Source organism: Bacillus massiliigorillae (assembly GCF_000380245.2).
Lineage (GTDB): Bacteria > Bacillota > Bacilli > Bacillales > DSM-1321 > Bacillus_AD > Bacillus_AD massiliigorillae.
The window spans coordinates 971,199-990,891 of record NZ_HG428741.1; the positions used below are offsets into that span (position 1 = coordinate 971,199).

The following is a 19,693-nucleotide window of genomic DNA, read 5'->3' on the forward strand; positions in this document are numbered from 1 at the left end:
AAGAAATAGGCTGCATATATGTAGCTTATTTCTTTTGGGTTAAAGGTACTTTGTTATAGAAGGGTTTTATTTTCTTATGTAGAAGTAAGGAATAATAAGAACTAATGTAAATGTTGAAGGGGATTTATATTTTGAAATTTACTTATGATGATATTCGAACCGGAAGTGCAATATGCAGATTGGAATTGAATGGCCAGGAGTTTACTTTTCATCCAAGTTTTTTTTCAGATGCGCTTGGTGATTTTGTTACGTATCTAGCATCCGCACATCCATTAAGTAAGCTTGGTTGGAAGGAAGGGGCTTTCGGATATTTTAAAGGTGGTATCACATGGAATATGGATTCGGTATTACTTTGCTGGGAATTCCAACGTGACTTTGAAGATTTAAAAATAACGATCACTGAACTTCAAAACAGTATGGTATCACCGAAGACACCTATTTTATGTGGAGAGAACAGAATATTTTTGGAACGATAAAAAGGTTAACCTAATCATATAAGTATGAACTTATAGTTATTACATAAAGTAATTCTATAATTTTAGTTCTCTGTTTTCTTTATTCATATATGTAATTGTAGCGGAGCCACCAAGAAATTTGCATGTTAGTTCGGCAAGCAATTGAGTAGCTTCCTTTAAGTCACCACTTCTGGTTGGATCAATGGATTCAATAATTAAAAAAGCATTTGTAGTATCTTCTGTAAGCATTGTTCGTTGTCCATCACGCCAGTTCCAGCATCGACATACAGCTCCTGCATCATCCTTGTAAATGATTTCACCTGGTAATGCATTATTATATTCTTCATCACCTAAAGCTAAGAAAGCCTCATTTCCGTTTGCTTTAGTTAAAAGCATGTCTCCCTCAAAGTTATCGATATCTTCACCACCGCATGGAAGTCCATAAGTTAAAGAAACGGTATTGTATATATCTACTAAAGGATTAATAGCCCCTACATCATTTCCTTTATCTATTCGTTTTAGTAATGCTTCAATGGAGCATCTAGCACCTTTTTTGGTTTTAAATTGTTTATAGGCATCTCGCCAAACTGAAATCACCTTATTTTTGCTAAATACATCCTCTGTCAAAAATTTCTTTGCGTTCTTGTTACTCTTTTCTAGCATTTCAATAATGTCAGGTCTTACATCCTCTGATAATTCCTCACTATTATTAATACCCTTTGCTAATATTATTGCAATCTCTGCTTTCGGAAATAGCTCCCAAAACTCTTCAGTAATAATAAATCTTTTCATAATATTAGATTCTCCTAAGTTCAAGTGCCGATACGATAATTCTACTATCACATAATGAGAACTTTATGAAATGAATATGAATAAATTTTTCACAAAATAATATATTACCGTTACTAGCTAAGAGCAAAATAATATTTACTTTTTATGGTGATAAAGATGTTTAATAAGCAAGATTATGTATCATCATACATACACTTTAATAAACTGATAATTTAGGAGGAATCAATATGATGGATTCTTCACTGATTAAACCTGATTTACATTATACATATCCAGTCATTGATTATGGTAAAGGAGTATATTTGTACGACAAAGAAGGCAAGGATTATTTGGATGCTGCTTCTGGTGCAGTAACCGTTAATATTGGTCATGGAGTAAATGAAGTAAAGGATGCGATGATTAAGCAAGCGGAAAAAGTATCGTTTGTTTATCGATCGCAATTCTCTTCGGAAGCGGCAGAAAGCTTAGCGAATAAGATTAATAGTTTAACAAGTAAGGGGTTAACATATAGCTTCTTTGTGAATAGCGGTTCTGAAGCAACAGAAACCGCTATGAAAATAGCACTCCAATATTGGCAGGAAAAAGGTCAGCCGAAAAAAACAAAGTTGGTTTCAAGATGGATGAGTTATCATGGCATAACGCTAGGTGCGCTGTCTATGTCTGGTCATTCAATAAGAAGAAATCGCTTCGTTTCACTTCTTGAAAGTTATCCTTCTGTTTCTCCTCCATATTGTTATCGCTGCCCTTATAATCAAACGCATCCTTCATGTGCCTTAAAATGTGCTGATGAATTACAATCAATGATTCGTAAAATTGGAGCAGAAAATATAGCTGCTTTTATTTGTGAGCCCGTTATTGGAGCAGCGGGTGCGGCTATTTCATCCCCGGATGGTTATTTAACTAAAGTGAAACAAATATGTGAGGATAACGATATTTTATTTATTGCCGATGAAGTGATGACAGGAATGGGTAGAACAGGCTCAATTCTTGCATGTGAACAGGAAGGTGTTGTTCCAGATCTAGTTGCTCTTGGGAAAGGATTAAGTGGAGGTTATACACCAATTGCCGCTACATTAGTGAGTGATAAAGTGATGGAGCCTATCAAGAAAGGGTCAGGAAGTATTATGAGTGGTCATACGTTTAGTGCAAATCCATTATCATGTGCGACGTCCTTAGCCGTAATTGATTATATAGAGAAACACAATATCATTTCTCAAGTAGAACAAAAGGGTGAACATATACGCAATGGGCTTTTAAAGCTTCAAAAAATTCATCATTTTATTGGGGATATTCGTGGAAAAGGTTTGTTAATCGGTATTGAATGTGTTAGTTCCGCTGCTACAAAAACACCATTTGCTAGACATATAGATGCTACGAACAAGATTGTTTCAATTGCTCAGCAAAATGGTTTATTGCTTTATCCAGCCCAAGCGGGGATTGATGGAGTAATTGGAGACGCTTTTATTATTTCACCTCCATTGACAATTACTTATGAGGAAATTGATGAATTATTATTACGTTTGAATCAAACCTTACTAGATTTTCAAACATTGTTGAATCATGCTCAATCACAGTCGGAGTAGGAGGTTTATATGGAGAATTTGTTTGGGAAAGTTGTTTCTTTAAATACTCTTACGTCTTTCTTTAGCGATGAAATGAGCATTATGTATGGGGGCTTTGGTGGAATTGGTACACCTCCTACCATTGTTGATTTTGTTTTAGAGTTAGGTGTTGAAAATCTTACATTAATAGGAAATGATACAGGGTTTCCGGAAATCGGTATTGGTAAATTGGTAACGGAAAAACGAGCAAAGAAATTAATCGTCTCCCATATTGGATCAAATCCAAATGCAGGAATTCAAATGACGAATGGGGAAGTAGAGATTGAATTCTCACCACAAGGTATTTTAATGGAACGTATTCGAGCTGGCGGTTCGGGCATTAAAGGTTTTCTGTCCGATATTGGTGTTGACCATGAAGCTGTAAGACTTTCCAAACCGATTATAACTCTTAACGAAGAGCAATTTTTATTAGAAACTGCTCTTACAGCTGATGTTTCAATTATTTACGCTAAAGCAGCCGATGAATTTGGCAATGTTATTTATGATAAAAGCGCACGTAATACGAATCCGCTAGTTGCAATGGCTGGAGATGTGACGATTGTGGAAGCTGAGAAGATTGTATCGTTAGGTGAGTTTGATCCAGAAGAAATTATTACTCCAGGTATTTATGTTGATTACATCGTGCAATCCAAAGGGGTGAACTGGAAGTGGGCGTGGGAGAAAATATAAGAACAAAAATTGCCAAACGAGCCGCTAAAGAAATTAAACCAGGAATGATTGTTAATTTAGGCATCGGCATTCCATCTTTAGTTCCAGATTATATAGCATATAAGGAATCCGTTTTCTTTCAGGCAGAAAACGGCATTCTTGGCATTGATGGTTCAGCAAGGTTCGGAGCAGAAGATGCCAATCTATGTAATGCGGGTGGTTTTCCAGTGACGTTGCGTGAAGGAGGTAGTTACTTTGATAGTGCTACCGCTTTTGGCATGATTCGAAAAGGGAAAATTGACATTACAATCCTTGGAGCACTTCAAGTAGGTGCGAATGGAGATTTGGCTAATTGGATTGTTCCAGGGAAGAAAGTTCCGGGTATGGGTGGTGCAATGGAATTGGCAGCAAAAGCAAAGAAGGTCATTGTTACCATGAATCATTGCGACAAAAAAGGTAAATCCAAAATTGTACAAAACTGCGATTTGCCTTTAACTGCTCCACGATGCGTTTCGATGATAATTACAGAGATGTGTGTGTTCACTATAAATAATCATTCTTTAAAGCTAATAGAGATATTTGCTCCTTATTGTTTAGATGATATTCAACAGTGTACGAATGCAAAGTTCAAAGTTTCTGAGGAATTAGTGACGAATCTAGAGGAGGAATGAATATGACTAAAAAAGAAATCATTAAAACTTGGATAGAAAATCATGAACAAGAGGCAATTACATTATTAAAGAAACTTGTTCAACAACCTTCTATTAGAGGAAATGAAGGAAAAGCTCAAGCAATTGTCGTAGAAAAGTGTCGTGAATTAGGCTTAGAGATTGATTTATGGGAAATTGATGAAGATCCTAATGTAAAGGAGCATCCTAGTTTTCATTGTGATCGCACTGATTTTGCAGGTAATCCTAACTTAGTTGCTATTTTGAAAGGTAAAGGCGGAGGGAAATCAATTATTTTAAATGGTCATATTGATGTGGTCCCTGAAGGAAATGTAGACGATTGGAATGCTCATCCATATAGCGGATTTGAAGAAAATGGCCGCATATATGGTAGAGGAACAACCGATATGAAGGGCGGGAATGTTGCTTTATTAGTAGCAATTGAAGCGTTAATTAAAAATAATATCACATTGAAAGGTGATGTGATTTTTGAAAGTGTTATAGAAGAAGAGAGCGGAGGAGCTGGTACTTTAGCGACTGTGTTAAGAGGTTATACCGCTGATGGAGCGATTATTCCTGAGCCGACTGGTTTGAAATTATTTCCTCATCAACAAGGTTCTCTTTGGTTTCGATTAAATATTAAAGGGAAATCAGCGCATGGTGGAACTCGTTATGAAGGAGTTAGTAGCTTAGATTTGGCCTACTATGTTATGCAATCAGTGAAACAACTTGAGAAGAAACGTAACGAGCTAATTCTAAATGAGCCATTATACAGCAATATTCCCATTCCTATTCCTATAAATATTGGTTTATGCAAAAGTGGTAATTGGCCATCTTCTGTGCCAGATTTAACGGTTTTAGAGGGGCGTTTTGGTGTGTCCCCATATGAAAGTGTGGATGAAGCTATTCAACAATTTGAAAGTGTCATAGCAGAATTAAATGCAACGCATGAATGGTTTCAACAAAAGCCTATTGAACTTGAGTGGTTTGGGGCAAGGTGGCTACCTGGAAAAATTGAAAATGATCATGAATTGCTACAGTGTATAAGTGAAAATTATACGTACATTGAAAAGAAAGACCCTATTATTGAGGCATCTCCTTGGGGTACAGATGGAGGTATTCTTTCTAACATTGGTGGAACACCTGTCATAGTCTTTGGTCCTGGTACAACAAGTAAAGCGCATGATAGTAATGAATACATTGAGGTAGATGCAATAATGAAGTCAGCTGAAGTGATTGCTATGACTCTCGTAGATTGGTGTGAAATGGCTGAAGAAAACATTTGAAAATGGGGTGAAGCTTTGGATAAGCTACCATACTCACTCAATATGGTTAAAGATGATTGTACGTATACGTATACTGTCGATGATTTCAATAAACGGATGCGGGTAGATGATTATTACGGAAATATTAATAGCATTATAAAACATATTACGGAACAGTTTCATCGTTATCAATTTGAAAAGCTCATTTTTAAAGCTCGATTAGAAGACTTTGATGTGATGTTAGCGCACGGATTTATATTTGAAGCGAAAGTAGATAAATATTTCTTTGGTAGCGATATGTATTTCTTCTGTAAATACTACAATTCAGAAAGAAGAAGAAGTGATGTTTGGGCTGAAGAAGATGAAATAATTCATACGATTTATTCCTCTTCTATTAAGAAAAAAACAACTCCTTTATCATCTGATTACACGTTACAAGTTTGTGATGAAAAGGATATTGAAGGTTTAGCTAATTTATATGCAGGTGTTTTCAAAGTATATCCTGTCCCTTTACATGATCCGAAATATGTTCTTAAAAGTATGCAGGCTGGTACTGTTTTTTTAGCTTATATGCATCAAAATACAATTGTAAGTGCTGTGAGCGGTGAAATAAATCATCATTATCATAATGCTGAAATAACGGATTGTGCGACAGTGCCAGAATACCGTCAGTTTGGCTTAGTACAATTACTCTTGGCAGCACTTGAGAAAGAATTATTTAATCGGAAAATATTTTGTTTATATACTATTGCAAGAGCTCGTTCTTATGGCATGAATGCTGCTTTTCATCGACTACAATATAAATATCGTGGTCGATTAACGAATAATTGTAATATTTACGAAGATATTGAAGATATGAATGTATGGGTTAAAACGATATAATGCCGAATTTTAAGCATTAACTGACAAGTTTTCAGCACTTTTTCATATACATAAAGAAACAGACTTCAAAGGAAGTGAAAAAGTGCTAGAAAAAGACGTTGTGACGAAAGAACTTATGGAAGCTTTATTAAAGGTGATAGACGAAGGTATCCATGTAATTGATTTGTCAGGGAAAACCATTCTTTATAATAAAGTAGCAGCTTCATTAGACAGTATGAAAGCGGAAGAAGTCATTGGTAAACACTTACTGCGTGTATTCCCCTCATTAACAAAGAAAACGAGCACATTGCTCAGTGTCATCGAAAGCGGTCAAGCCATTTATCATAAGCAACAAACTTATGCAAATATTCACGGTGCAACAATAGATACGATTAATACCACATTACCGATATTTGTAGATCGAAAGCTTGTAGGAGCTGTAGAAATTGCAAAAGACATTTCTGAGCTTCGAAAGTTATCTGAGCGATTAATTGATTTAGAGAAACAGAACGCACCTGACATACCTTTGAGGAAAAGAGGAACAGGTGCGTTTTATCATTTTCACGATATTAAGACAGATAATGAAACCTTTATGAATATTATTGAAATGGCTAAGAAAGCATCGAAATCATCATCTTCTATTTTAGTGTTTGGGGAAAGTGGTTCAGGTAAGGAGCTATTTGTTCAAGGGGTACATAATGCCTCGCCGAGGAAAAAAGGGCCTTTTATTGCTCAAAATTGTGCAGCACTTCCAGAAGCCTTATTAGAAAGTATATTATTTGGAACGGCAAAAGGAAGTTATACAGGAGCTATCGATCGACCTGGTTTGTTTGAACTTGCAAATGGAGGTACATTGTTTCTCGATGAAATTCAATCAATGAGCATGTCGCTTCAAACAGCACTCCTAAGAGTGATTGAAGATGGTGTCATTCGAAGAGTAGGGGCAACAAAGAATGTGGCCGTTGATGTTCGTGTTATTGCCGCTATGAATATACACCCTGAGCAAGCGTTGAATGAAAATGTATTACGCTTAGATTTATATTATCGCTTAAATGTCTTGAGCTTTCAGCTTCCACCATTACGTGAGCGAAAAGAAGATATTCTTTTACTTGCTAACTACTTTATACAGGGATTTAATAAATCATTTCAATTGAAGGTTTTGGGAATGACAAAGGAGCTAGAATTTCAATTGTTACAGCATACATGGCCTGGTAATGTCCGTGAATTAAAGCATTGTATTGAATATATGATGAATGTAAGTGATTCTTCTATTCTTCAAGTACAAGATTTACCGGTTTTCTTTAATCAACGTTCGCATGAGAGGAAGAGTAGCACTATTCCACCGTTAAGAGAAGCTTTGAAGGAAAAGGAAAAGCAGCTTCTAGAAATGGCATTACAGCAAACGGAAGGTAATGTATTAAAAGCGGCGCAATTACTGCAAATCCCTCGACAAACATTACAATATAAGTTGAAGAACATGTAGGTGAGTCAATAGACCTATTTTCTCCACGTTTCTAGACGTTTGGAACATTCCTTGCATATTTATATGTAAAGTGCAAGGAGGTATATATATGAAACAATCTTTATACAAGCCAACGAGACATTGGAAAGATATAGAGCTTTGGAAAGATGTAACAGATGAGCAATGGAACGATTGGTTATGGCAGTTAACACATACCATTCGCACATTGGATGATTTAAAGAAAGTTATTAATTTAACTCCTGAAGAAGAAGAAGGAGTTTATATATCTACGAAAACCATTCCTCTTAACATTACGCCATACTATGCATGGCTTATGAATCCAGATGATCCACGTTGTCCAATTAGAATGCAATCGGTTCCAATTGGAAAAGAGATGTATAAGACGAAGTATGATAAGGAGGACCCGTTGGAAGAAGATGAAGATTCACCTACTCCGGGTCTGACACATCGTTATCCAGATCGCGTCTTATTTTTAGTAACAAATCAATGCTCAATGTACTGTCGTTATTGCACTAGAAGAAGGTTTTCAGGTCAAATTGGAATGGGTGTTCCAAAGAAGCAAATAGATGCAGCCATTGAATATATACGTAATACCCCAGCAGTTCGTGACGTTCTATTATCTGGCGGTGATGGTCTATTAATAAACGATACAATATTAGAATATACCATTAAAAATCTACGAGAAATTCCACATGTTGAAATTATTCGAATTGGCACAAGAGCTCCTGTTGTATTTCCACAACGAATTACAGAAAACCTATGTAATATTTTAAAGAAATATCATCCGATTTGGTTGAATACGCATTTTAATACAAGTATAGAGATTACAGAAGAGTCGAAGAAAGCTTGTGAAATGCTGGTGAATGCGGGAGTTCCTGTGGGCAATCAAGCTGTTATTTTAGCGGGTATTAACGATAGTATCCCAATCATGAAGAAGCTCATGCATGATTTAGTAAAAATCCGTGTGCGTCCTTATTATATTTATCAATGTGATATGTCAGAAGGAATAAGTCATTTTCGTGCACCGATTTCTAAAGGCTTGGAAATTATCGAGGGGTTGCGAGGGCATACGAGCGGTTATGCTGTGCCTACATTTGTTTGTGATGCCCCTGGCGGTGGTGGAAAAATAGCGTTGCAGCCGAATTATATTCTGTCTCAATCTCCAAATAAAACCGTTCTTCGTAATTTTGAAGGCGTTATTTCTACTTATCCAGAGCCAGAAAACTATGTGCCTGGTCTTGCAGATGATTATTTCCAAAGTGTTTATCCGGAATATAGTGAGAAAGACAGTACAGTTGGAATCGCAGGCTTATTAAATGATAAACAATACAATCTCATTCCAAAAAATTTAGAGCGATACAATAAACGTGAGAAATATCATGAGGACCCAAAACATGCCACGATTAAAGATAATAGAGAAAGACGAGATACGCTTAAAGAAAAGAAATTTCAAGCTCAATCAAAGAATATACAAGATTCAAGTGGGAAAACGGAGGAAGCACAATGAATGAAGTATGTGTATGGTGTGAGCAAGAGACTGCTAGAAAGATAGAAGCCTCTGTTTATTGGGAGCTTCCAGATGGTACAAAGGCAATTGAGATTACAGATGTACCTTCTTATTATTGTGATAACTGCCAAGCGACGTATCAAACAGATGAACGAGTAAGGGAAATTGAAAATCAATTATTTATTATTAATACGAAAAATATTGAATCGGTTCTCTCGTTTGAAGAATTGATGAATAAACCGCGTTTGCTGAAGAGAAATTACTTCGATTTTGATTATTAAGGAATTGTGACAAAATTCCATTTTTCACATTTATTTCATCATTCCTTTGTCGTTATATAAGAAAAATTATATATGATATTTTTATAGAACGTGATCACAGGGATAAAGGGGCGAACGGTTATGTATTTCGCGATAACAGGAATGATGATTGCTGCAATGGTTGTATTATTTTTATGTGGATATTATGTCGGAGTCATTAAAGAAAAGTACGGGAAGAATTGGCTTCAAGCAGTGCCTATTACGGTTGCTATCCTAATGTTTAACGTCATTTGGGCGTTGCTTGAGATGAGTAAAGCGGGACGTTGGAATTAAGAAAATTTTAAGAACACATAATACTAATATGTTAATGATGGCCATGCATTTATTGCATGGCTTTTTACATTTTTAAAAAGGAGTAACAGCATTTAATGTTTGAAAATAAACATCCAGACTTCACAGAAATATGAAGATTAGCTTGTAACCTATAAAAAAATGATAGTAAGGACAAAATAATTATGAAGATTAAAATGATTTTTTTGTTATTAGTTTGTATAGTACCATGTCTTATTTTAAGCCATGATAGTACTTCTAGGCATGAAAAATTCATGGAATTTAAAAAGATTGCTACTAAAGAAATACAATATACATTTGGCAACTATGTGAAAGACATTACTTTTAAACAAACATTTAATACAAATAAAGTTGAAATAAAATTACATTTACATAATGCGTTTTTTGAATTATCAGAGATGCAGCAATTTACTCGTTTTGATATGGCCTATCAGCGACTACGTCTTTATCTTAAATTTAATGAAACACCAAACCTTTATTATGAAGAGGATATTCATCTATCTTCTATAGAGGGGAAGCAATCTATGGAATACAATAATACAGCTTGTGTCAAGAAATTGATTGATTTTTCATGTGGGGAATTAATCATTAATGATACTAAAATACTTAGTAAAGCATTGTTAAGGAATGATAAGCAATTACTATATTCCTATGAACACGATCAAACAAGTAATGGTATTTTAGAGAAAGAAGTAATTGAATACTATGAATGGTTTTTTAATATGTTAACTAAAGGAAGAACGTATTATCGCCTATACAGAGATGATAAATTAGCTATTGATGCGATAACTAAAGAATTTGATATAAGTCAGTCTGAATTTTCAAGAATATATAAGAAATACTATGTACTTATGAAGTGAGTTAAACAAGAAATGTTTATTCAATAACTAATTTTCCTCACACTTATATAAGCCATCTAGACGAATAATTAAACTTTAGCTATATTAATAAGCAAAGTAAGATTATTTAAGTAGTGGAGGTTACCATAGTGAAGTCGTTTTATCAGTTTTTACAAACATATAGACAACCGAAAATTGTTGATGATATAACTCAATTTGCATACGATGCATTTCAAGACCATAGTTTTCCGACGCATTCTACTGATTATCAGGAAATTAGCTCTTATTTAGAAATGAATGGGCATTATCTTAAAAGTATGACTATTTTTGATGATGCTTGGGAGGATTATCAGCTAAGTAGATAAAACATTATTCTTATTTTTTATAAGAATTTAAGAAATTTTGTTGTTATTTTTTATGGAACTGAATATCTATAATATTGAAGTAATTGCCTAGTGTACTTCGCCATGTAACTTTTAGAAGATATAAATGCCTATTACGTTGAATATCAATAACCTACGACAGAAACATGCATATACTATTGTAAATTATGATCTGCTCTGGGGGATGTCTCTAATGGGAAATAAGAAAAATGCGAAGTACAAAGTAGGTGATACAGTTGTCATTACAATGTATGGCACTGTTGGTAACATAACAGATGTTAAATTTCTTGAAGGTTGTTTTGTATACGAAGTGAATTACAGTGAAGGGCTTTATATGGAACCGCTTTTAGTTTCTATTGAAGAGTACGATGGTCATATCCTGCAAGAGAAAGAGCAAATCAATATCGAATATAAGTTTTTCTTTGGCGACTTAGTCCAAGTTGAAGGATATGAAGAGGAATACTTTAAAGTGGTTGGTTTCCGTACTGAGATTTGGCGTTATAAGGAAAATGCATGGGAAGATGTTGTGTATGAGTTATCAAGGTTATCAGATGGTGAATGGTTAGAAGCTCAAGAAGATGAGCTAGTGTTAATCGCAGATGCTGAAAGTGCGGATTTATATTTTCAAAAATTAGGCTTGTTGTTTCCGATTAAGAAAAGTCCAGGAACGAAAGAAAAAGTGCCGCAAAATGTTATCCGGAAACAGGAGTGGAAAACGCTCCAGGAGTATAAGGAAAGAAAGCAATTAATCGATAACCTTTTAGACCTTTATAATGATTATGCTGAACTATATAAAGTTTTTCAGGATGATGAATATAAGAAGGTAATGCTACTTACTTTATTGAAATTAAAAGGAGTGTCTTCAGAAGTAAGTAAAAAATCAAGAAAAAATAGTTCTCAGACGCAATAATCAAAAATGTTATTTACAATATAAGTAAAATAGCTATTTTACTTTATATTAAAATGTAATATTATAACAATTGAACACATGAAGGTATAAAAAAGGGGGCGATCTTTTTGCGTGAAATTGAGGTCGTAATTGATACGGAAGAAATCGCAAATTATTTTTTTCAGGAGCTAACTAAGCGAGGATATGTGCCAACTGTTGAAGAACTTGAAGAACTTGCTGATATAACCTTTGAGTACTTACTTGATAAGTGTATTATAGATGAAGAAATGGAAGAATAGCAGATTGAGGCTGTCCAAAAGGTGATGTTTCACCACTTTTTGGACGCCTCTTTTTGCTTTATCAGTTATGTGAAATTGGTTAGTTAATAGTTTTTGCGAAAAATACAAAGAAAGGCTCTACAAGTTTCATTTTAAGCATATATTGTACAAAAAAAGTTTGAAACTTTTTATTTCACAGGTCGTATACTTATGCAAGGAGTGATGGAGATGTTTAAGAAAATAATCAAGTCAATCATAGGTAACAATTCAGGTCATCATCATAAAAAAAGATATTCGAGCAGTGATATGAAACATTATTCACACAAGCATAACTACTATGGGCATAAGCATTACAAAAAAGGCTATAAGAAAAGTTCTTTTAGCTCACGTAGTTTCTTTAGTTCACGCAGCTTTTTCAGTAGCTAATAAGGAGATGTGCATCTATGTTTCTTCGCGATTTCGGTGAAAAAAAATATCATCATTTATTCTATGCAGCTATTGAAGAAATGGGACCATATGAAGTAGTCCAATTATTAGGAAGAGGTTCATATGGATTTGCTTATTTAATTCAAAATAAAGTAACAAATGAAAAATTTGTTTTGAAACGATTGCGAAGAAAGCATGTAAAAAAGAAGAAAATCATGCAAAACTTTCAACAGGAGATTACTTTTCTACAGAAAGAAATGCACCCTAATATACCTGTTATAAAGGAAGTGGGGAATATAGCAGGTATTCCTTATTTTTCGATGGACTATATTGATGGCAAAACCTTTGAAGAGATTATATTTGGTGACGGTATTTCATTTTCTATTGAAGAATCTATAAATGTGATTGGTCGATTATTAGAAATGGTCATCATTTTACATAGTCATGGAATTGTACACCGCGATTTACGAATTCCAAATATTCTCCTACGTAATAATGAATTAGTTATCATTGATTTTGGCTTAGCATGTTATGAAGACCCAAAATGTGATTATAAACAAGTGAAAAATCCTAAAAAAGCACCAAGCTATATTAGTGATTTATATAATATTGGTCACTTCTTATTATTTTTATTATATTCCAATTACACACCGACCAATAAAAAAGAACGAAGTTGGCAAGAGGAACTACAGCTTCCCATTCAAGTTCAAAACTATCTTGAAAAACTACTTTTATTACAACCACCGTTTTTGAATGCTCAAGCAGCATATGATGCTTTATACGAAATACATATGAAATAATACTTTGTGGAGGAATTCTCATGTCGATGTTTAACAAATTTTTAGCAAGTTTAGGAATGGGCAGTGCAAGAGTAGATACGAAGTTAGAAAAAGATTCTTTCTATCCAGGAGATCAAGTAAAGGGAGTTGTAGAAATTACTGGAGGGAATGTTGAACAACAAATAGATGAAATCTATTTAACGATACATACGAAGTATGAAAAAGAAAGTGGCGATAAAAAATATCATGAAACAGCAACAATTGAACGAATTCGAATCAATGAGCCCTTTTCAATTGCTGCAAATGAAGTGAAGGATATTCCTTTTTCATTTACTTTACCTCTCGATACACCATTAACATATGGCGTTACAAAAGTATGGATTGCGACTGGTTTAGATATTAAAAATGCTGTAGATCCAAAAGATGAAGATTATATTAAAGTTACTCCAACGCCACTTATCCATTCGGCGTTTTTAGCACTTACTGATTTAGGTTTTAAGCTTAGAAGTGCGAAATGTGAACAAGCTCCATATAAATTTAGAAAAAGAATGCCTTATATTCAAGAGTTTGAATTTGTCCCTACTAGTGGTCAGTTTAGAGGCTTACTAGATGAATTGGAATTTGTATTTTATCAAGTAAATACGGATCGTGCTGAAGTATTATTAGAAGTAGATCGAAAAGCAAGAGGCTTAGCTGGTTTGTTTGCCGAAGCACTTGATGTTGATGAGACAATGGTGCGTTTAGATTTATCAAAACAAGATGTGCCGTATATGAAGGAAAAACTTACTCAAGTTATTTCACGTTATTCTTAATGAAGGGGGCATACAAAAAGTGATATTAATTACTTTTTGTGTGCCCTTTTAAGCTGTAAGCTACTTATATGTGAAAAATAATTCTATGTTAATGAAGAATTAGCTTATTATAGTTGGGAATAATAGTATTGAAGTGAAAGATAGTCTAATTATTTGCAACCATCTTACAATTCAATAAGGTAAAAAAGTTATGGTATAGTAAGGATTGTAATATGTTATTAGGAGGATTTAACGATGAGTGTACATATAGGAGCAAAACCAGGCGAAATTGCTGATACTATTTTATTACCGGGTGACCCATTACGAGCAAAATATATTGCTGAAACATTTTTAGAAAATCCAACATGCTATAACGAAGTGCGTGGTATGTTAGGCTATACTGGTACTTATAAAGGTAAGAAAATCTCTGTTCAAGGAACAGGAATGGGTGTACCTTCAATTTCAATCTATGTTAATGAATTAATTCAAAGCTATGATGTGAAGAAGCTAATCCGTGTTGGTACTTGTGGAGCAATTCAAGAAGATGTAAAAGTAAGAGATGTTATTCTTGCAATGTCTGCTTCAACAGATTCAAGAGCAAACCAATTAACATTTGGTATTGATTATGCACCAACAGCTAACTTTGAATTATTAAAGAACGCATTTGATGCTGGTGTTGAAAAAGGTCTTAATTTAAAAGTAGGTAATGTATTTACAGCAGATATGTTTTATAATGATAATGCAGACCATAAGAAATGGGCTCAATATCAAATTCTAGCTTTAGAAATGGAATCTTCAGCGTTATATACAATTGCAGCGAAATTTGGAAGACAAGCTCTTTCCGTATTAACTGTAAGTGATCACTTATTAACAGGTGAAGAAACTACTTCTGAAGAAAGACAAACTACTTTCAATGAAATGATTGAAGTAGCTCTAGAAGCGGCTATTAAAGAATAAAACGTATGAATGTAACAAAGAGAATGCCCTGTCACTATGCTGTTACGATTTATTCGTATACAATAGAGATTAGGCATTCTTTTTTATTATTTCAATAAAGATAGCCAAAGAAAGAAAACAAAGGTGAGGACATTTGAATATGAACAGAAAATTAATAGGGGCGCTTATTTCAGTAACGTTGTTAAGTGGTTGTCAATCCCTACAGAATAGTTTTACGAACGATGAGGGAAACTCTTCTAAAGAACAGCAAACTTCTGAAAAGCAAGAAGAAAAGAATGGACAAGCTGCTGATGATGTTTTAACATTACCAGCACAATACTTCAATCAAATTGTTGAAACAGGTGGGAAGAAGGTTATACAAAACTCAGAGAATACTCTCGTATTAGTGAATAAGACGTATTATCTGTCGGATTCTTATATTCCATCTGATCTTGTTCGTGCAAATGTTCATTATTCTTTTGGAGATGAACAAATTGAAAAAGCTTTGTTAAGACAGGAAGCAGCTACTGCACTTGAACAAATGTTCAATGGAGCTCAAGCCGAGGGTATTGAGTTGTACGCAGTTTCAGGTTACCGTTCGTATGCAAGACAAAAAGTCCTATTCGATGCAGAAGTACAACAACATGGATTAGAAAAAGCTGAGGAAGCTGTTGCTATTCCAGGTCAAAGTGAACATCAAACAGGTTTAACAATGGATATTTCTAGTCGCTCTGTTAATTTACTTTTAACGCAGGAGTACGAGAATACACCAGAAGGTAAATGGTTGGCTACAAATGCTCATAAATATGGCTTTATCCTTCGTTACCCGAAAGGAAAAGAGAATATTACGGGCTACAAATATGAGCCATGGCATTTCCGTTATGTAGGTAAAGAATTCGCAAAAACGATCTACGAAAAAGGTTTGACATTAGAAGAATACTTTAATGTTGTTAAAGAAATTTAAATGTTATGATAAATCAGGCGGATATACGCGTATGTGAGTGAAAGTGGTGAGAATATGGAAGAGGAAAACAAGGTGAAGGACGAGCACAAAAATCCATCCTATGTGAAGTTTAAAAAATTTCACTTTATCATGGGTGTGTTCTTGCTGATTTTTTTAACAGCAGGTATTACTACGATTGCGCTAACATTCGGAGATGAGAAAGTTCAGCCAAATATCGTGAACCAACGCTCGGAATTTAATAAGCTTTATGAAACATTTGATACAATTGAAAGCCAGTACTATACAAAGGTAGATAAAGAAAAATTGGTAAATGGTGCGATTAATGGAATGATTGATTCGCTGGATGATCCATATTCTGATTATATGGATATTGCAGAAGCTGAGAATTTCCACAATGTGATTTCATCATCATTTGAAGGTATTGGTGCTGAAATACAAGAGAAAGATTCGAAAATCGTGATTGTATCACCAATAAAAGGTTCTCCAGCTGAAAAAGCCGGATTAAAGCCAAATGATATTGTTTTAAGTGTAAATGGTAAAAGTCTTGAGGGTTTAAGTTCAACAGAAGCAGTATCTAAAATTAGAGGTAAGAAAGGTACAAAGGTTGCTTTGATTATTCAAAGAGGACAAGAAGAGCCTTTCACAGTTAATTTAGTTAGAGATACGATTCCTATTGAAACAGTTTATGCTGAAATGCTAGATAATAATATTGCCAAGATTCATGTATCTTCATTCTCTGATAATACAACTGTCGAACTTACGAAAGCTTTAGAAGAAATGAAAGCTAAAGGGATGAAAGGTTTAGTTTTAGACCTAAGAGGAAATCCAGGTGGCATTATGGAACAAGCTATGCAAATTGCTAGTATGTTTGTTCCTAAAGATAAAGCACTCTTCCAAATCGAAGATCGTAATGGTAATAAACAAGTTATTAAATCAGAAAATAGCAATGTTGCAACATTCCCAGTTGTTGTTTTAATTGATGAAGGAAGTGCGAGTGCATCTGAAATTGTCGCTGCGGCTGTTAAAGAATCAGCAGGAATTCCTCTTGTTGGTGAGAAATCATTCGGTAAAGGGACAATTCAAACAGCGAAAGACCTAGAAGATGGGTCGAATATTAAATATACAACGGGTAAATGGTTAACTCCAAATGGTACTTGGATTCATAAAAAAGGAATTGAACCGGATGTGAAGGTGGCATTACCATCGTATGCACATCTAACGTATATTTCGCCTGACAAGGAATTGAAAGAGGGTACTACATCATCAGAAGTGAAAGTAGCAGAGCAAATGCTTGAAGCACTTGGCTATAAACCAGGAAAAGTTGATGGCATTTATGATGAAAATACAAAAACGGCTGTTATGCAACTTCAAAAAGATGTGAAGTTAGAACAGAACGGAATTTTGAAAGATAAAACGACACTTGCTTTAATGAATAAACTTCGTGAAAAAATCTTAGCGAATGACACTCAATTAAATAAAGCAGTTGAAATTCTTACTGAAAAAATGAAGTAAGATTATATGAAAAAAGAGATGATACAGCGTTAGCTGATCATCTCTTTTTTGTTGTTAAACCGTTATTTCAACTTTCTTGATTAAAGTATATAACTCTTCTTTTCTTCTAGGTACTTCCACGTTCGAAGACAGTTGTTTACCTTGTAAAAGCTCGTCAAACGTTTCTAAGATCCAAGGTTTCTCTAAATGAGCTTGCTGTACTAAATGATTCTTACGAAAAATTGAAATGGGGTCTCCAGTATAAATAATCTCACCATCATTCATGACAATGATTTCATCTGCCCATTCATAGGCTAAATTCACATCGTGAGTAGATAAGATAATGGTTTTGTTTGGACCGTGAATAAGGTCTAATACGTTCATAATTTGTTTGGAAAAATAAGCATCTAAACCAGCCGTAGGCTCATCAAGAATGAATACATCAGGGTCCATTGCCAAAACACCAGCAATCGCCACTCGTTTCTTTTGTCCAAGGCTTAGGAAATGCGTTGGTTTATGTTTGAATTGTTCTACTTCTGTTTGCTGCATGGCCCACTCTACTCTTCGTAGGACCTCTTCTTGAGATAGATTTAAATTTAGTGGCCCAAATGATATATCTTGAAGTACGTTAGAAGAAAATAATTGCGAATCCGGATCTTGAAATACAATATTCACTTGTTTACGTAAATGAAACAATGATTTGCGGTCATGTTTCATCTTTGTTCCATTAAATTGAATCGTACCGCTAGAAGGCTCTAAAATTCCGTTCAAATGTAGAAATAACGTAGATTTACCTGCACCGTTATTGCCTAATAATGCGATTTTTTTACCTTTGCCTATTGTTAAAGAAAGATTGTTTAAAGCAACGGTTCCATCGGCATATCGATGTGTTAAGTTAATTATATCAAAATAATTATCCATTTATATTATGCCCCCAAACTCATAATAGACCATCGCAATAGCAGTGAATATGCTAATGATGATGACCCAATTCCTAGTAGAGTAATGATATGTTGCCTGTAAAAAGTTGAGGTCTTCATGATATCCTCTTGCATGCATAGCAATGTTTAGTTCATTGGCACGTCTAAATACTTGCACGAATAATGTTGAGATGAGAAGTCCGAGCGATTGAATACCTTGTCTAATTGTAAAGTAGCCGAGTCTAGCATGTTGTGATCGGAATATTTCTAGTGATGTATCAAGAAAAACAAAAATAAATCGATAGGTTAGCTCAATCAGTTCAATTAAGAGTTTGGGAACTTTTAGTTTTCGTAATATATCAAATATCGTCGTTAATGGTGTCGTTAATGTTAAAAAATATAAACAACTAATGCTTCCGAGAACCGTAAAAAAAAGTGTAGCGGCCCGTTGGACTGAATCATTCGTAATGAAAATCACCCATTTACCTACTTGTAATTCCCAAATAGTCTCCATTGTAACGGAATGAAAATCAGCAAATGAGAGAAGTAAAGTTACAAGACCAGATAGTAGAAACATAGCAGGTAATAATAATAGTTTTACATAATAGGTAAACGGTATTTTAGCCGCAAAAATAGTAAAAGCACTCATCACTATAAAAGTGATGAGTGAAACAAGTACGTTTTTAACAGCTAAAGAAAAAATCATTAAAGTAAGTGAGAAAACCATTTTTTCTACAGGATGTGTTTCACTTAGTCTGTTAAAATAAGCATATTTATCAATTAATAACATGTTATTCTTCTTTTCTTTTTTGTGTAAATTTTTTATGTTTGCCTTTATTCAAGCCAACAAAGTAGCCGATGAATCCAGCGCCAATTGCTGCTTGTAGTGAGAATAATAAGCTTTCAATTTCACCACTTGGTGGCTCCCAAATGGAACTAAACCATGGTTCATAATCTGGCGCGATATTACCGATTTCACTTTCAGCTTTACCATCGGCTCCACCAAATTCAGCACCTTTTTGAATGAATAGTGGAAACACAGCAAGAAGAACGACAATTAAAATGAGAACGAGATTTTTTTTCAT

23 protein-coding genes are annotated in these 19,693 nt (G+C 34.4%); 19 read left to right on the top strand and 4 right to left on the bottom strand.

What is annotated here, in order from left to right; translation table 11 throughout:
- Window positions 1-131 precede the first annotated feature (131 nt).
- The gene (locus tag TX86_RS04590) at window positions 132-476 is read left to right on the top strand and encodes a hypothetical protein (protein WP_042346668.1); all 345 of its coding nucleotides are present in this window, start codon (window positions 132-134) and stop codon (window positions 474-476) included.
- A 54-nt stretch (window positions 477-530) separates the two neighbouring features.
- Here TX86_RS04590 and TX86_RS04595 read toward each other — a convergent pair whose 3' ends face one another.
- On the bottom strand, window positions 531-1,247 hold the full coding sequence (locus TX86_RS04595; protein ID WP_042346669.1) for a B3/B4 domain-containing protein: 717 nt from the start codon (window positions 1,245-1,247) through the stop codon (window positions 531-533).
- A 227-nt stretch (window positions 1,248-1,474) separates the two neighbouring features.
- Between TX86_RS04595 and TX86_RS04600 the strand changes: the two genes are divergently transcribed.
- From TX86_RS04600 to TX86_RS04680, 18 genes are all read left to right on the top strand, one after another.
- A complete protein-coding gene (locus TX86_RS04600; RefSeq protein ID WP_042346671.1) occupies window positions 1,475-2,830 on the top strand; it encodes an aspartate aminotransferase family protein in 1,356 nt (451 codons plus the stop codon).
- A gap of 9 nt (window positions 2,831-2,839) precedes the next feature.
- Window positions 2,840-3,538: a CoA transferase subunit A gene (locus tag TX86_RS04605; RefSeq protein WP_042346673.1), complete on the top strand. Its 699-nt coding sequence runs from the start codon at window positions 2,840-2,842 to the stop codon at window positions 3,536-3,538.
- A complete protein-coding gene (locus TX86_RS04610) occupies window positions 3,517-4,188 on the top strand; it encodes a 3-oxoacid CoA-transferase subunit B (RefSeq protein WP_042346674.1) in 672 nt (223 codons plus the stop codon). The genes TX86_RS04605 and TX86_RS04610 overlap by 22 nt, the downstream gene beginning before the upstream one ends.
- Entirely contained in the window at window positions 4,185-5,471 is a 1,287-nt protein-coding gene (locus TX86_RS04615) for a peptidase (protein ID WP_042346677.1), read from the top strand. The genes TX86_RS04610 and TX86_RS04615 overlap by 4 nt, the downstream gene beginning before the upstream one ends.
- Window positions 5,472-5,486: 15 nt before the next feature.
- The gene (gene ablB / locus TX86_RS04620; RefSeq protein ID WP_052343533.1) at window positions 5,487-6,332 is read left to right on the top strand and encodes a putative beta-lysine N-acetyltransferase; all 846 of its coding nucleotides are present in this window, start codon (window positions 5,487-5,489) and stop codon (window positions 6,330-6,332) included.
- An 82-nt stretch (window positions 6,333-6,414) separates the two neighbouring features.
- Window positions 6,415-7,794 (top strand): sigma-54 interaction domain-containing protein, encoded by a 1,380-nt coding sequence (locus TX86_RS04625; RefSeq protein ID WP_272867242.1) that lies wholly within the window; start codon window positions 6,415-6,417, stop codon window positions 7,792-7,794.
- A gap of 88 nt (window positions 7,795-7,882) precedes the next feature.
- Window positions 7,883-9,301, top strand: a complete 1,419-nt coding sequence (gene kamA / locus TX86_RS04630; RefSeq protein ID WP_042346679.1) for a lysine 2,3-aminomutase — start codon at window positions 7,883-7,885, stop codon at window positions 9,299-9,301.
- Complete coding sequence (locus TX86_RS04635) at window positions 9,298-9,582, top strand: YokU family protein (RefSeq protein ID WP_042346681.1); 285 nt, start codon at window positions 9,298-9,300, stop codon at window positions 9,580-9,582. The genes kamA and TX86_RS04635 overlap by 4 nt, the downstream gene beginning before the upstream one ends.
- Before the next feature lie 120 nt (window positions 9,583-9,702).
- Window positions 9,703-9,894 (top strand): hypothetical protein, encoded by a 192-nt coding sequence (locus TX86_RS04640; protein WP_042346682.1) that lies wholly within the window; start codon window positions 9,703-9,705, stop codon window positions 9,892-9,894.
- Window positions 9,895-10,166: 272 nt separating this feature from the next.
- Window positions 10,167-10,772: a hypothetical protein gene (locus TX86_RS04645; protein ID WP_154663047.1), complete on the top strand. Its 606-nt coding sequence runs from the start codon at window positions 10,167-10,169 to the stop codon at window positions 10,770-10,772.
- Between the two features lie 128 nt (window positions 10,773-10,900).
- On the top strand, window positions 10,901-11,116 hold the full coding sequence (locus TX86_RS04650; RefSeq protein WP_042346685.1) for a YozE family protein: 216 nt from the start codon (window positions 10,901-10,903) through the stop codon (window positions 11,114-11,116).
- Window positions 11,117-11,327: 211 nt separating this feature from the next.
- The gene (gene yodN / locus TX86_RS04655; protein WP_042346687.1) at window positions 11,328-12,044 is read left to right on the top strand and encodes a germination protein YodN; all 717 of its coding nucleotides are present in this window, start codon (window positions 11,328-11,330) and stop codon (window positions 12,042-12,044) included.
- Window positions 12,045-12,151: 107 nt separating this feature from the next.
- Entirely contained in the window at window positions 12,152-12,322 is a 171-nt protein-coding gene (locus TX86_RS26095) for a YozD family protein (protein WP_081707558.1), read from the top strand.
- 422 nt (window positions 12,323-12,744) lie between these two features.
- Window positions 12,745-13,527, top strand: coding sequence for a serine/threonine protein kinase (locus TX86_RS04660; protein ID WP_052343534.1), 783 nt, complete (start codon window positions 12,745-12,747; stop codon window positions 13,525-13,527).
- Window positions 13,528-13,547: 20 nt separating this feature from the next.
- Window positions 13,548-14,318 carry a sporulation protein gene (locus TX86_RS04665; RefSeq protein WP_042346690.1) on the top strand — a complete coding sequence of 257 codons (771 nt, stop codon included), beginning with the start codon at window positions 13,548-13,550 and terminating at the stop codon, window positions 14,316-14,318.
- A 234-nt stretch (window positions 14,319-14,552) separates the two neighbouring features.
- Complete coding sequence (gene deoD / locus TX86_RS04670) at window positions 14,553-15,254, top strand: purine-nucleoside phosphorylase (RefSeq protein WP_042346692.1); 702 nt, start codon at window positions 14,553-14,555, stop codon at window positions 15,252-15,254.
- Between the two features lie 139 nt (window positions 15,255-15,393).
- Window positions 15,394-16,197: a M15 family metallopeptidase gene (locus TX86_RS04675; RefSeq protein ID WP_042346695.1), complete on the top strand. Its 804-nt coding sequence runs from the start codon at window positions 15,394-15,396 to the stop codon at window positions 16,195-16,197.
- Window positions 16,198-16,251: 54 nt separating this feature from the next.
- On the top strand, window positions 16,252-17,709 hold the full coding sequence (locus tag TX86_RS04680) for a lmo1851 family serine protease (protein ID WP_042350166.1): 1,458 nt from the start codon (window positions 16,252-16,254) through the stop codon (window positions 17,707-17,709).
- A 54-nt stretch (window positions 17,710-17,763) separates the two neighbouring features.
- Here the strand turns inward: TX86_RS04680 and TX86_RS04685 are convergent, their stop codons facing one another.
- Genes TX86_RS04685 through TX86_RS04695 form a run of 3 tightly spaced genes read right to left on the bottom strand, consistent with a single transcriptional unit; the run spans window position 17,764 to window position 19,693 of the window.
- Window positions 17,764-18,609, bottom strand: a complete 846-nt coding sequence (locus TX86_RS04685) for an energy-coupling factor ABC transporter ATP-binding protein (RefSeq protein ID WP_042346697.1) — start codon at window positions 18,607-18,609, stop codon at window positions 17,764-17,766.
- Entirely contained in the window at window positions 18,610-19,398 is a 789-nt protein-coding gene (gene cbiQ, locus TX86_RS04690) for a cobalt ECF transporter T component CbiQ (RefSeq protein WP_042346700.1), read from the bottom strand.
- A 1-nt stretch (window position 19,399) separates the two neighbouring features.
- Window positions 19,400-19,693, bottom strand: coding sequence for an energy-coupling factor ABC transporter substrate-binding protein (locus tag TX86_RS04695; protein WP_042346702.1), 294 nt, complete (start codon window positions 19,691-19,693; stop codon window positions 19,400-19,402).